At 62.5% G+C, this 13,184-nt stretch carries 11 protein-coding genes; all 11 read right to left on the bottom strand.

Annotation, left to right across the window (positions count from 1 at the left end; all coding sequences use genetic code 11):
• Nucleotides 1-68: 68 nt before the first annotated feature.
• Complete coding sequence (carB, locus tag ACEN8I_RS14300; protein ID WP_413329156.1) at nt 69-3,299, bottom strand: carbamoyl-phosphate synthase large subunit; 3,231 nt, start codon at nt 3,297-3,299, stop codon at nt 69-71.
• Nucleotides 3,292-3,843 carry a hypothetical protein gene (locus ACEN8I_RS14305; protein ID WP_413329157.1) on the bottom strand — a complete coding sequence of 184 codons (552 nt, stop codon included), beginning with the start codon at nt 3,841-3,843 and terminating at the stop codon, nt 3,292-3,294. Before ACEN8I_RS14305 ends, carB begins: the two co-directional genes overlap by 8 nt.
• Nucleotides 3,836-5,005, bottom strand: coding sequence for a glutamine-hydrolyzing carbamoyl-phosphate synthase small subunit (gene carA / locus ACEN8I_RS14310; RefSeq protein ID WP_413329158.1), 1,170 nt, complete (start codon nt 5,003-5,005; stop codon nt 3,836-3,838). The genes ACEN8I_RS14305 and carA overlap by 8 nt, the downstream gene beginning before the upstream one ends.
• A gap of 263 nt (nt 5,006-5,268) precedes the next feature.
• Nucleotides 5,269-6,045: a TrmH family RNA methyltransferase gene (locus ACEN8I_RS14315; RefSeq protein ID WP_413329159.1), complete on the bottom strand. Its 777-nt coding sequence runs from the start codon at nt 6,043-6,045 to the stop codon at nt 5,269-5,271.
• Between the two features lie 26 nt (nt 6,046-6,071).
• Nucleotides 6,072-6,689 (bottom strand): ribonuclease HII, encoded by a 618-nt coding sequence (gene rnhB / locus ACEN8I_RS14320; protein ID WP_413329160.1) that lies wholly within the window; start codon nt 6,687-6,689, stop codon nt 6,072-6,074.
• Entirely contained in the window at nt 6,661-7,863 is a 1,203-nt protein-coding gene (lpxB, locus tag ACEN8I_RS14325) for a lipid-A-disaccharide synthase (protein WP_413329161.1), read from the bottom strand. The genes rnhB and lpxB overlap by 29 nt, the downstream gene beginning before the upstream one ends.
• Before the next feature lie 5 nt (nt 7,864-7,868).
• Nucleotides 7,869-8,663, bottom strand: a complete 795-nt coding sequence (gene lpxA / locus ACEN8I_RS14330) for an acyl-ACP--UDP-N-acetylglucosamine O-acyltransferase (protein WP_413329162.1) — start codon at nt 8,661-8,663, stop codon at nt 7,869-7,871.
• A 167-nt stretch (nt 8,664-8,830) separates the two neighbouring features.
• Nucleotides 8,831-9,271 carry a 3-hydroxyacyl-ACP dehydratase FabZ gene (gene fabZ, locus ACEN8I_RS14335; protein ID WP_007866435.1) on the bottom strand — a complete coding sequence of 147 codons (441 nt, stop codon included), beginning with the start codon at nt 9,269-9,271 and terminating at the stop codon, nt 8,831-8,833.
• Nucleotides 9,268-10,329 (bottom strand): UDP-3-O-(3-hydroxymyristoyl)glucosamine N-acyltransferase, encoded by a 1,062-nt coding sequence (lpxD, locus tag ACEN8I_RS14340; RefSeq protein WP_413329163.1) that lies wholly within the window; start codon nt 10,327-10,329, stop codon nt 9,268-9,270. Before lpxD ends, fabZ begins: the two co-directional genes overlap by 4 nt.
• A 49-nt stretch (nt 10,330-10,378) precedes the next feature.
• Nucleotides 10,379-10,885 carry an OmpH family outer membrane protein gene (locus ACEN8I_RS14345; protein ID WP_007866425.1) on the bottom strand — a complete coding sequence of 169 codons (507 nt, stop codon included), beginning with the start codon at nt 10,883-10,885 and terminating at the stop codon, nt 10,379-10,381.
• Nucleotides 10,885-13,182, bottom strand: a complete 2,298-nt coding sequence (bamA, locus tag ACEN8I_RS14350) for an outer membrane protein assembly factor BamA (protein WP_413329164.1) — start codon at nt 13,180-13,182, stop codon at nt 10,885-10,887. Before bamA ends, ACEN8I_RS14345 begins: the two co-directional genes overlap by 1 nt.
• Nucleotides 13,183-13,184: the final 2 nt, after the last annotated feature.

Genomic DNA, 13,184 nt, shown 5'->3' on the forward strand with positions numbered 1-13,184 from the left:
ATGAAACAAGTTTAATGCAAATCGGGCCCGGCGAAATCCGGGAAAAACCGGTGGCCGGGCCCGGGTTTTCAGGTCAGCTGGGCGTGCAGTTCCTGCACGGAATAGACCGGCAGGTTGTCCAGGTACTTCATGCCCTCCACGGCCGCTTCGGCGCCGGCAATCGTGGTGTAGGTCGTCACGCGGGCCAGCAGCGCCGAGGTGCGGATCTGGCGCGAATCAGTGATCGCGTTGCGCCGCTCTTCGACGGTGTTGATGACCAAGGCAATCTCGTTGTTCTTGATCATGTCCACCACGTGCGGCCGCCCTTCGGTGACCTTGTTGACCACGGTGCAGGCAATGCCCGCCGCCTGGATGGCCGCGGCGGTACCCTTGGTCGCCACCAGCTCGAACTTCTGCGCAGCCAGCGCGCGCGCGACTTCCACAGCGCGCGGCTTGTCGTTGTTCTTGACGGTCAGAAAAACCTTGCCCGAAGTCGGCAGCTTGGTACCCGCGCCCAGTTGGGACTTGACGAAGGCTTCGCCGAAGGTCTTGCCCACGCCCATGACTTCGCCGGTGGATTTCATCTCGGGGCCGAGAATCGTGTCCACGCCGGGGAATTTGACGAAGGGGAAAACCGCTTCCTTGACGCTGAAGTAAGGCGGCGTGACTTCGTCCTTGATGCCCTGGGACGCCAGCGACTGGCCGACCATGCAGCGCGCTGCCACCTTGGCCAGTTGGATGCCGGTGGCCTTGCTGACGAAGGGCACGGTGCGCGAGGCGCGCGGGTTGACTTCCAGCACGTAGATCACGTCCTTGCCGTCGATGTTCTGGATCGCGAACTGCACGTTCATGAGACCCACCACCGTCAGCGCCTCGGCCATGGCCGCGGTCTGGCGCTTGATTTCGGTGACGGTCTCCGCGCTCAGCGAGTACGGCGGCAGCGAGCAGGCCGAGTCACCGCTGTGCACGCCGGCCTGCTCGATGTGTTCCATCACGCCGCCGATAAAGGTGCGACCCTCGGGATCACGCAGGCAGTCGACATCGCATTCGATCGCATCGTTCAGGAAGCGGTCCAGCAGCACGGGCGAGTCATGGCTGACCTTGACGGCTTCGCGCATGTAGCGCTCGAGGTCGCGCTGCTCGTGCACGATTTCCATGGCGCGGCCGCCCAGCACGTAGCTGGGGCGCACGACCAGGGGGTAGCCCAGCGCGGCGGCTTTTTCGAGCGCCTCGGGCTCGGTGCGCGCCGTGGCGTTGGGCGGCTGGCGCAGCTTGAGCTCGTGCAGCAGCTTCTGGAAGCGCTCGCGGTCTTCGGCCGCGTCGATCATGTCGGGCGAGGTGCCGATGATGGGCACGCCGTTGGCTTCGAGGTCCAGCGCCAGCTTCAGGGGCGTCTGGCCGCCGTACTGGACGATCACGCCCAGCGGCTTTTCCTTGTCGACGATCTCGAGCACGTCTTCCAGCGTCAGCGGCTCGAAATACAGGCGGTCGCTGGTGTCGTAGTCGGTGGAGACCGTCTCGGGGTTGCAGTTGACCATGATGGTCTCATAGCCGTCTTCGCGCATGGCCAGCGCCGCGTGCACGCAGCAGTAGTCAAACTCGATGCCCTGCCCGATGCGGTTGGGCCCGCCGCCCAGCACCATGATTTTTTTCTTGTCGGTGGGCGCGGCTTCGCACTCGCTGCCTTCGGCCTCGTAGGTCGAGTACATGTAGGCGGTGTTGGTCGCGAACTCGGCGGCGCAGGTGTCCACGCGCTTGTAGACCGGGCGCACGCCCAGGGCGCGGCGCTTTTCACGGATGGCCGTGTCGGTGGTCTTGAGCTGTTTGGCCAGGCGGCGGTCGGAAAAGCCTTTTTGCTTGAGCGTGCGCAGCGTGACGGCGTCTATCTTGTCGAGCGAGGTGGTTTCGAGTTCCAGCTCGATCTTGACGATCTGCTCGATCTGGATGAGGAACCAGGGGTCGATCTTGGTCAGCGCGAACACTTCGTCGACGCTCATGCCCTGGGCGAATGCATCGCCCACATACCAGATGCGGTCCGGGCCGGGCGCGCCGAGTTCTTTCTCGAGCACTTCGCGGTCCTGGGTTTTCTCGTTCATGCCGTCCACGCCGACTTCCAGGCCGCGCAACGCTTTCTGGAAGGACTCCTGGAAGGTGCGGCCCATGGCCATGACTTCACCGACGGATTTCATCTGCGTGGTCAGGCGCGAATCGGCGGCCGGGAATTTTTCGAACGCAAAGCGCGGAATCTTGGTGACCACGTAGTCGATGCTGGGCTCGAAGCTCGCGGGGGTGGCGCCGCCCGTGATCTCGTTGCGCAGCTCGTCCAGCGTATAGCCCACGGCCAGCTTGGCCGCGACCTTGGCGATCGGAAAGCCCGTGGCCTTGGAGGCCAGCGCCGAGGAGCGCGAGACGCGCGGGTTCATTTCGATCACGACCATGCGGCCGTCGACCGGGTTGATGGAGAACTGGACGTTGGAGCCGCCGGTGTCCACGCCGATTTCGCGCAGCACGGCCAGGGAGGCGTTGCGCAGGATCTGGTATTCCTTGTCAGTCAGCGTCTGGGCCGGGGCGACCGTGATGGAGTCGCCGGTATGCACGCCCATGGGGTCCAGGTTTTCGATGGAGCAGACGATGATGCAGTTGTCGGCGGTGTCGCGCACCACTTCCATCTCGTACTCTTTCCAGCCGAGCAGTGATTCCTCAATCAGCAACTCGTTGGTGGGCGAGGCTTCCAGGCCGCGCTTGCAGATGACTTCGAATTCTTCGGAGTTGTAGGCGATGCCGCCGCCGGTGCCACCCAGCGTGAAGCTGGGGCGGATCACGGTGGGGAAGCCGACGCTCTTTTGCACGGCCCAGGCTTCGTCCATGCTGTGTGCGATGCCGGAGCGGGCCGAGCCCAAACCGATCTTGGTCATCGCGTCCTTGAACTTCAGGCGGTCTTCGGCCTTGTCGATGGCCTCTGGCTTGGCGCCTATCAGCTCGACCTTGTACTTGTCGAGCACGCCGTTGTGCCACAGGTCCAGCGCGCAGTTGAGCGCGGTCTGCCCACCCATGGTCGGCAGGATGGCGTCGGGGCGCTCCTTGGCGATGATTTTTTCAACCGTCTGCCAGGTGATGGGCTCGATGTAGGTGACGTCGGCGGTGGCCGGGTCGGTCATGATCGTGGCGGGGTTGCTGTTGATCAGGATGACCTTGTAGCCCTCCTCGCGCAGCGCCTTGCAGGCCTGTACGCCGGAGTAATCGAACTCGCAGGCCTGGCCGATGATGATGGGGCCGGCGCCGATGATGAGGACGCTTTTGATGTCTGTTCTTTTAGGCATTTGATTGAACAGCAAACTGCTGCAGCTGAATTTGAATGCGAATATTGCGAATGATGACGAACAACCCTGTAACTCCAGCCACAAGGCCGCCCAGGCCAATCGCTACAAAAATGGCAAGGTCGACTTCAGTCGGGCCAAAGATGACTCCACGGAGCCGCGTTTTTTCTGCGAAGTTGGTAAGCACAAAGCTCAGTCCAATAATTACCGACAGCAATGCCATCACGAAAAGATACCCTCCCGGCGCCAATCCAGAAATCTTTCCATTCGCTGTATCGACAAACGCAATAGCAGAATGAGGGTCCTCTGGCCTCTTGAGCCAAACGACCAGATGCTGTCCTTTGTACACATGAGGTTGACCGGACATTGCTTTAACACGAACCACTTCATTGCCGGAACGAAATGAAAAATCCGTACTGTCGAGAGCGTTCCCGGCAGGGTGATAAACGTAGTCCAAAACCTCTTCAACAGTGAATTTAACGAGGTGAGGATCGCTTGAAATCACTTCTTGTGATTTCAAGGCATCGATGTCTCCCACATCAGCCACGCTGCTTCTCCATCAGCGCGGTGAAACGGTCAAACAAGTATGAAATATCGTGCGGGCCTGGCGAGGCTTCAGGGTGGCCCTGGAAGCAGAAGGCCGGTTTGTCGGTGCGGGCCAGGCCTTGCAGCGTGCCGTCGAACAGGCTGATGTGCGTGGGCCGCAGGTTGGCGGGCAAGCTTTTTTCGTCGACCGCGAAGCCGTGGTTCTGGCTGGTGATGCTGACGCGGCCGTTGTCCAGGTCCTTGACCGGGTGGTTGGCGCCGTGGTGGCCGAACTTCATCTTGAAGGTCTTCGCGCCGCTGGCCAGCGCCATGATCTGGTGGCCCAGGCAGATGCCGAAGGTCGGGATGCCGGTTTCAATCAGCTCGCGCACCGCGGTGATCGCGTAGTCGCAAGGCTCAGGGTCACCCGGGCCGTTGGCCAGGAAGATGCCGTCGGGCTTGAGTTTGAGCACGTCGGCGGCGGGGGTTTGCGCCGGCACCACGGTGATACGCGCGCCGCGCTCGGCCATCATGCGCAGGATGTTTTTCTTCACGCCGAAGTCGAAGGCCACAACATGGAACCGGGGCGTGATCTGCACGCCGTAGCCCGCGCCGAGTTTCCACTCGGTCTGCGTCCATTCGTAGGTCTGCTTGACGGAGACGACCTTGGCAAGATCCAGGCCGGCCATGCTGGGCGCACCGCGCGCCGCCGCGACGGCTTTTTCGATCGCGGGCTGGCTCACCGCCTCGCCGGCGGGCAAGGCCAGGATGCAGCCGTTTTGCGCGCCCTTGGTGCGCAGCAGGCGGGTCAGCTGGCGCGTGTCTATGCCGGCGATGGCGACGGTTTTTTCCTTGACCAGGTATTCGGACAGGGTCATGGACTTGCGGAAATTCGAGGCCAGCAACGGCAAGTCCTTGATGATCAGGCCTGCGGCGTGGACTTTTTCAGCCTCGACGTCTTCGGCATTGACGCCGTAGTTGCCGATGTGCGGGTACGTGAGGGTGACGATCTGCTGGCAGTAGCTGGGATCCGTGAGGATTTCCTGGTAGCCGGTCATCGCGGTGTTGAACACCACTTCGCCGACCGTGGAGCCCGCGGCTCCAATCGAATTGCCGATAAAGACCGTGCCGTCTGCGAGCGCCAGGATGGCGTGAGGGGTGTTTCCCTGTAGAGACAAAAGCACTGGGTTCTCCGGGTTGGTTACGGTTCGCCCAAGCGTGCACAAGATACGTCTCGGTCAAGACTCTTGCAGGCTGCTTTTGAGAGGGTGGTGGCTTTGTATGCGCTCGGGCGAAGCTGTGTTTTGAAAAGCCACTGATTATAGCTCAGGCTGCGGCCCCCACGGTCGCTCATTGCGTGAGCCTGCGGCATCTCCCTGCCCCTTTCATCACGAGAGGAGCCGCCGCCTGCGGCCTGGCAAAGCCAGTTCCGCGGCCCCTGCTGGAATTAAGAATCTCTAACCAGGGAACTGGCGTATAGACAGATCGCGGCGGCTGCCGCCACATTGAGTGATTCTTCGCCGCCCGGCTGGTCTATGCGGACCTTGAGTGCCGCCCTGGCCATCAGGTCATCACCTACGCCCTGCCCTTCGTGGCCCATGGCCCAGGCGCAGGGCATGGGCAGTTTTTGCTGGTGCAAAAAGTCGCCGTGATGCGAGCTGGTGACGACGATGGGCACCGTCAAGGCCGCCAGCGCCTCGGGCTCCAGGCTTTCCACCAGGTGCAGGGCAAAGTGGGCGCCCATGCCGGCGCGCAGCACTTTGGGCGACCACAGCGCCGCCGTGCCCTTGAGGGCGATGACCTGGCCGAAACCAAAGGCCGCCGCACTGCGCAGGATGGAGCCGACATTGCCGGCGTCCTGCACCCGGTCCAGGATCACCGAGGCCGCATCGGGCCGCAGGCCGGCAGCAGCGGGCAGGCCCAGGACAAAGCCCATGCGCGCGGGTGACTCGAGGCCACTGATCTCGGGCAGCAAGGCGTCGGGGATCACGATGCTTTTGTCAGCCGCCCGCGTAAATTCCGCGGGTGCCGCAGGCCAATAAGACTCGGCGAACACGGCCAGCGCTGGTTTGAGTCCGCGCGCCAGCGCCGCGCGGCACAGGTGGTCACCCTCCAGCCAGACACGCCCCTGCTTGCGATAGGCCGTGCTGTCCTGGGACAGCTTGCGCAAGTCCTTGATCAGCGGGTTGTCGCGCGAGGTGACGTGTGTGGCTTCGGTGGACATCCCGCCTGAGGAGGCCGAGCCTGGACTCACCGCAGAACCTCGGCCACCGGGGCGAAGGACTTGCGGTGCTGCGGGCAGGCACCATGCTCGCGCAGCGCAGCCAGGTGCTCGGCCGTGCTGTAGCCCTTGTGGTCGGCAAAGCCGTATTGCGGGTATTCGAGATGGAATTGGGCGCACCAGCGGTCGCGGTGCACCTTGGCCAAGATGGAGGCCGCCGAGATGGCGGGCACCAGCGCATCGCCGCCCACAATGGCTTCCGACAGGATCACCAAGGTGGGCAGGCGATTGCCGTCGACCAGCACCTTGTTGGGCTTGAGGCGCAAACCCTCCACCGCGCGCTTCATGGCCAGCATGGTGGCCTGCAGGATGTTGATGCTGTCGATTTCTTCCACGCTGGCCTCAGCTATCGAGCAGCACAAGGCCTTGGCACGGATTTCGTCGTAGAGTTTTTCGCGGCGCAGGGCCGTGAGCTTTTTGGAGTCAGCCAAGCCCTTGATCGGGTTCAATTCGTCAAGAATGACGGCGGCGGCCACCACGGGCCCCATCAGGGGACCGCGCCCCGCTTCGTCAACACCGGCCACCAGCCCGGGTATGTCCCAGGACAGCGCGGTTTGCTCAGCTTTCAAGAATTTGCTGGATCGCATCGGTCGCTAATGTTGAGGTATCTCGCCGCAGTTCGGTATGCAGTGCGGCGAATCGTTGTTCCACGGCCACTATTTTGTCAGGTGCCGACGATTTTGCCTCCACCCATTGCAGGACCGCCGCAGCCAGCGCTTCGGGCGTGGCCTGGTCCTGCAGCAACTCGGGGACGACAAAGTCCCGGCACAGGATATTGGGCAGCCCCACCCAGGGCTGCAGTTTTTTGCGCCGCATGATTTGCCACGACAGCCAGTTCATGTTGTAGGCGATGACCATGGGCCGCTTGAAAAGCGCCGCCTCCAGCGTGGCGGTGCCGCTGGCGATCAGCGTGAAGTCGCAGGCGGCCAGCGCGGTATGTGACTGGCCTTCGAGGATTTGCAGCTGGTCTCGCATGCCGGTTTCGCCGGCGATGCGTTCGATGGCGGACTTCAGGGCGGGAATGGCGGGTACGACGAAACGAACGGCCGGCTGCGCCCGCCGGATCAGAGCGGCTGCCGCAAAGAAGCGCTGGGCCAGGTACTGGATTTCCGACTTCCGGCTGCCCGGCAGGATGGCAATCACGGTGTCTTCATCCCGCAAGCCCAGCGCGCGCCGCGCGGCGGCGCGGTCGGGCTGCACGGGAATGACATTGGCCAGCGGATGCCCGACATAGGTCGCGGCGATGCCGTGGGCGGCCAGCAAGGCCGGCTCGAACGGGAAGATGCACAGCACATGGTCCACGCTGCGGCGGATTTTCTCGACCCGGTCGGCACGCCACGCCCAGATGGAGGGGCAGACGAAATGGACGGTCTTGATGCCCTGGGCTTTCAGCGCGGCCTCCAGGTCCAGGTTGAAGTCGGGCGCATCCACACCGACAAAGACATCGGGACGCTGCGCCAGCAGGCGCTGCTTGAGCTGTTCACGTATGCCAACGATCTCGCGGTAGTGGCGCAGCACCTCGACGTAACCGCGCACGGCCAGCTTCTCGCTGGGCCATCCCGCTTCAAACCCGCGCTTGGCCATCTGCGGGCCGCCTATGCCGCTGGAACTCAATGCCGGCCAGCGGGCCTTGAGGCCGTCGAGCAGCAAGCCCGCCAGCAGGTCGCCGGAGGTTTCCCCCGCGACCATGGCCACCTTGGGCCTTGCCGTGGGGCCGCCAGCCTCTCCACGGGCTGGCAGAGGGCTGGTCTCGAGAGACATGGGCCTTACCGGACGATGCCGCGTTGCGGCGAGGTTTGCTCCAGGAAGGAGAGCATCATCTGCACATCAGGCGCAGCCTCCGGGTGTTTCCCGGTCAGCTCGGCAATGCGCACGCGTGCCTGGTCCAGCGTGAGGTCGTCGCGGTACAAGGCCTTGTGCATGGCTTTGACGGCGGAAATACGGTCGGGCGAAAACCCGCGCCGGCGCAAGCCTTCGAAGTTCATGGACCGCGCCTCGGCGGGCTGGCCCTGCACCATGACAAAAGGCGGCAGGTCGGCGAACAGCAGCGAGCACATGGCCGTCATGCTGTGCGCGCCCAGCCTGACAAACTGGTGAACCACCGTGAACCCGCCCAGGATCACCCAGTCGCCCACATGCACATGGCCGGCAAGTTGGGAGTTGTTGGCAAAAATGGTGTTGTTGCCGACCGAGCAGTCGTGCGCCAGGTGCACATAGGCCATCAGCCAGTTGTCGTTGCCCACGCGCGTCACGCCGGTGTCGCCCGGCGAACCGATGTTGAAGGTGCAGAACTCGCGGATCGTGTTGCGGTCGCCTATGACCAGTTCGCAGGGCTCGCCGGCGTACTTTTTGTCCTGCGGAATCGCGCCCAGCGAATTGAACTGGAAAATGCGGTTGTCACGGCCTATGGTGGTGTGGCCTTCGATGACGCAGTGCGCGCCAACGGTAGTGCCCGCACCTATCTTCACGTGCGGCCCGATGATGGTGTAAGGCCCGACACTCACCGACTCATGGAGCTGGGCCTGCGGGTCAATCAGTGCGGTGGGATGGATAGTCGTCATGACAAAACCAATTGTTCAGCGAATAGGGCGGCCGAAAGCCGTACGGGCAAGTCCCCAGTCACGCCGGGGCCGTGGAACCGGCTTTGCCGGGCCGCAGGCGCAGCGGCCCCATTCGTGAGGAAAGGGGCAGCGCGCCGCAGGCGCGAAGCGAAGAGCGTGGGGGCCATTCAGGCAATAGTGCGCATGGTGCACATCAGTTCGGCCTCGCAAGCGACGGTGTCGCCGACGCGAGTCACGCCCTTGAACTTGAAAATACCGGCCTTCATGCGGTCCAGGGTGACATCCATGATCAACTGGTCGCCCGGCTCGACGGGGCGCTTGAAGCGCGCGCCGTCTATGCCCGCGAAGTAGTACACCGTCTTGTCGTCGGGCGTCACGCCCAGGGTTTCAAAGGCCAGCAAGGCGGCGGCCTGCGCCATGGCTTCCAGCATCAGCACGCCGGGCATGACCGGGTGATGCGGGAAATGGCCCATAAAAAACGGCTCGTTGATCGTGACGTTCTTGAGCGCCTTGATACTTTTGCCTTTTTCAATTTCGAGTACGCGGTCCACCAGCAGGATGGGATAGCGATGCGGAAGCTGCTTGAGAATTTGGTGGATATCCATCATGATTTTTCTTCAATGTGTCCTGAGTTCAGAATGGCTTTTTCAGCCTGCCGCAGGCGCTCGCGCAACGTGTGGAGCTGCTTGAGCGAGGCGGCATTTTTTTCCCAGACAGCATTGTCGTCGATGGGAAAGAGCCCGGTGTAATTTCCGGGCTTGAGGAGGGACCGCGTCACAACGGACGCCGCCGACACATGCACGTGGTCGGCCAGGCTCAGGTGGCCCAGCACAATGGCGCCGCCGCCCACCGTGCAGTGGGCGCCAATGGTGGCGCTGCCCGCAACACCGGCACAGCCCGCCATGGCGGTGTGTTTGCCCACCCGCACGTTGTGGCCGATCTGCACCAAGTTGTCGAGCTTGACGCCGTCTTCGAGTATGGTGTCCTGCAGGGCGCCGCGATCTATGCAGGTGTTGGCCCCGATCTCCACGTCGTCGCCTATCAGCACGCCGCCCAGTTGCTCTATCTTGACCCATTCCCCCTGGTGCAAGGCAAAACCGAAACCGTCGGCGCCTATCACCGCGCCCGGGTGCACAATGCAGCGCGCGCCCATGCGGCAACCGTCAGCCAAGGTGACGCGCGCCGACAGGCGGCTGCCGGCGCCGACCTGCGCCCCCCGGCCGACGACGCAGTGCTCGGCGATGCGGGCACCCTCGCCTATGACCGCGCCCTCCCCTATGCAGGCAAAAGCCCCCACTGAGACGTCGGGGGCCAGCGAAGCCGTGGGATCAATGAAGGCACTGGGGTGAATGTACGGCGCGGCCTGCGGGGCATGCCGCTGCTTCCAGAGCTGGGTGACCAGCGCGAAGGCATGGTAGGGGTCGTCCACCACGATGCAGGCGCCCCGGGCCACTGCGGCCTGCCGCGCGGCGGGCGCCACGATGACGCAGGCCGCGGCGGACTGCGCCAATTTCGCCACGTATTTGGGATGGCTGAGGAAGCTCAGGTCCTGAGGCCCGGAGGCCTCCAGGGTGGAGAGCCGCTCAATCTGCAGGCCGGGATCGCCGATCAACTCGGCATTGAGGCCGGCGAGGAACTGGGCGATGTCGGCAAGACGGAGTGTCACACTGCGCCTGCCGTTTTGGCGATGGTGATCGTGGTGAACACCCCCGCTATCAACGGGCGGCGTTCAGCGCCTTGATCACCTTGTCGGTGATGTCGTGTTTGGGGTTGACGTACACCGACTCCTGAAGGATCAGGTCGTACTTTTCGGTTTCAGCCAGGGTTTTCACGACCTTGTTGGCGCGCTCAATCACCTGCTGGAGTTCTTCGTTCTTGCGGGTGTTCAGGTCTTCCTGGAACTCGCGGCGCTTGCGCTGGAAATCCCGGTCCTGGTCCACCAGCTGCTTTTGCCGCGTGTTGCGCTGGCTTTCAGCCAGCGTGGGCGCCTCGCGCTCAAACTTGTCGGACAGCGTCTTGAGCTGGTTCGCCAGGTCGTTCAGTTCTTTTTCACGCTTGCTGAATTCCTGCTCGAGCTTGGTCTGGGCGGCTTTGGCGGAATTGGCTTCGCGGAAAATCCGGTCCAGATTGACGACACCGACCTTGAACTCCTGCGCGCTCGCGGAGAAGCCCGCCAATGCGACAACAAGGCCGAGGAAAATTTTGTGTGAAAGATGCTTCATTAGAAAGATGTACCAATTTGGAATTGCAACCGCTCTATTCTATCGCCTGGCTTTTTACGCAGGGGCGTGGCAATGGCGAGCCGCAAGGGCCCCAACGGGGAAATCCAGCTGATGCCGACGCCGGTTGAGACGCGCAGGTCATTCAGCTTGTATTGCTCTTTTTCCCCGAACACGTTGCCGGCGTCGACGAAACCGAACAAACGCAGGGTCCTGTCGTTGCCGGCGCCTGGGAACGGCGCGATCAGTTCAGCGTTCAGGGTCAGTTTTTTCGGTCCGCCAATGGCCAGGTCGGACGCATCGCGCGGGCCCAGGGAGCTCTGCTCGAAGCCGCGCACCGATCCGAGGCCGCCCGAGTAGTAGTTCTTGAACAGCGGATAGGGCTGGCCGTTCAGGCCCTTGCCCCAGCCGAACTCGCCGTTCAGGGCGACGGTGAACTGCTTGTTCAGCGGAATGTACTGCTGGATCTGGTAATTGGCCCGCACGAACTTGATGTCGCCGGCGACACCCCAGTCGCCGTACACGCGCTGATAGCGGCCCGTGGTGGGGACAAGGGAGCTGTCCCGGCTGTCGCGGGACCAGCCGATCGTCAGGGGAACGGAGCTGCTCTTGTAACCGAACTGGTTGGCGTAGTCCTGGTAGCTGACGGGAAGGTTGGTGCCGGGAACAATGGTCAGTTGCTCGTAACCGCTGCCGAAATAGACGGTATCGTTCTCGGTGAACGGCACCCCAAAGCGGATGCTGGCGCCGCGGGTTTTCAGGCTGTAGTCACCACCCTGGCCGGAAAGCGGTTTGGAGGTGCGGTCATAAACGTCGATGGTGCGCGAAATGCCGTCGGCCGTGAAATACGGGTCTATGGTGCTCAGCACCAGTTGGCGATTGGACTTGCTGGTATTGAGTTCAATGCCCAGGTAGTTGCCCGAACCGAAGACGTTTTCCTGCTTGATGCCGAACAGCAGCGACACGCTGTCCGCACTGGAATAACCCGCACCGAGTTGCAAGTTGCCGGTGGGCTTTTCCGTCACGGTCATCGTGACGTCGACCTGGTCCTGGGTGCCGGGGACTTCCTGCGTGTCTATGTTCACATCGGTGAAGTAGCCCAAGCGGTCCACGCGGTCGCGCGAAAGGCGGATTTTGTCGCCGTCGTACCAGGACGACTCGAACTGGCGGAACTCGCGGCGCACGACTTCGTCGCGCGTGCGATTGTTGCCCGCCACGTTCACACGGCGCACATAAGCGCGGCGGGAAGGATCGGCCTGGATCACAAAGGCCACGCGGTTGTTGCTGCGATCGATCTCGGGCACGGCCTCGACGCGCGCGAAGGCAAACCCGAAAGTGCCGAAATAGTCAGTGAAGGCCTTGGTGGTTTCGGCCACCTGGTCGGCGTTGTAGGGCTCGCCAGGCTCAATCTTCACCAGGGTCTTGAACTCTTCTTCCTTGTTGAGGTAGTTGCCTTCGAGCTTGACGCCCGACACCACAAAACGCTCGCCTTCACTCACATTGACGGTAATGGCAATGCTTTGTTTGTCCGGGGAGATAGCGACCTGGGTGGAGTCGACCTTGAATTCCAGGTAGCCTCGCGACAGGTAGTAGGAGCGCAGCGTCTCGATGTCGGCATTGAGCTTGGTGCGTGAGTAGCGGTCGGACTTGGTGTACCAGCTGAGCCAGCCGCCGGTGTCCAGGTCAAACAGGCCCAGCAGCGTCGACTCGCTGAACGCCTTGTTGCCGGTGATGTGGATTTCCTTGATCTTCGCGACCTCGCCCTCAACCACGCTGAAGGTCAGGTTGACGCGATTACGCTCAATCGGCGTGACGGTGGTGATCACCTCGACGCCATACAGGCTCTTGTTGATGTACTGGCGCTTAAGCTCCTGCTCGGCCTTGTCGGCAAGCGCCTTGTCGAAAGGCTGCCCGTCGGCGACGCCCGCTTCGCGCAGCGCTTTTTTCAACGCTTCCTTGTCGAATTCCTTGGTTCCGACGAAATCCACGTCGGCCACGGTCGGGCGCTCTTCAACAATCACCACCAGCACGTCGCCGCTGACTTCCAGCCTCACGTCCTTGAACAGCCCCAGGCCGAACAGCGCGCGGATGGCGGTCGAGCCCTTGTCGTCGTTGTAAGTTTCGCCGACACGAAAGGGAAGCGACGCAAAAATGGTTCCAGGCTCCACGCGCTGCAAACCTTCAACCCGAATGTCGCGTACCGTGAAAGGGTCAACCGCCCAGGCGGTGCTGGCTGCAAAAAGACCGGCGGCCATGGCGCAAACTGCGCGAAGTTTGAAGCGATTTATTTGTTTTTGCATGA

Origin of the sequence: Polaromonas sp. CT11-55 (assembly GCF_047303325.1) — a bacterium.
In the GTDB taxonomy this organism is placed as follows: Bacteria; Pseudomonadota; Gammaproteobacteria; order Burkholderiales; family Burkholderiaceae_C; genus Polaromonas.

What these genes read in the sequence shown, in the direction of transcription:
- carB (WP_413329156.1), bottom strand. Translation starts at nt 3,299, where the DNA reads ATGCCTAAAAGAACAGACATCAAAAGCGTCCTCATCATCGGCGCCGGC.
- ACEN8I_RS14315 (WP_413329159.1), bottom strand. Translation starts at nt 6,045, where the DNA reads ATGTCCACCGAAGCCACACACGTCACCTCGCGCGACAACCCGCTGATC.
- rnhB (WP_413329160.1), bottom strand. Translation starts at nt 6,689, where the DNA reads ATGCGATCCAGCAAATTCTTGAAAGCTGAGCAAACCGCGCTGTCCTGG.
- lpxB (WP_413329161.1), bottom strand. Translation starts at nt 7,863, where the DNA reads ATGTCTCTCGAGACCAGCCCTCTGCCAGCCCGTGGAGAGGCTGGCGGC.
- lpxA (WP_413329162.1), bottom strand. Translation starts at nt 8,663, where the DNA reads ATGACGACTATCCATCCCACCGCACTGATTGACCCGCAGGCCCAGCTC.
- fabZ (WP_007866435.1), bottom strand. Translation starts at nt 9,271, where the DNA reads ATGATGGATATCCACCAAATTCTCAAGCAGCTTCCGCATCGCTATCCC.
- ACEN8I_RS14345 (WP_007866425.1), bottom strand. Translation starts at nt 10,885, where the DNA reads ATGAAGCATCTTTCACACAAAATTTTCCTCGGCCTTGTTGTCGCATTG.
- bamA (WP_413329164.1), bottom strand. Translation starts at nt 13,182, where the DNA reads ATGCAAAAACAAATAAATCGCTTCAAACTTCGCGCAGTTTGCGCCATG.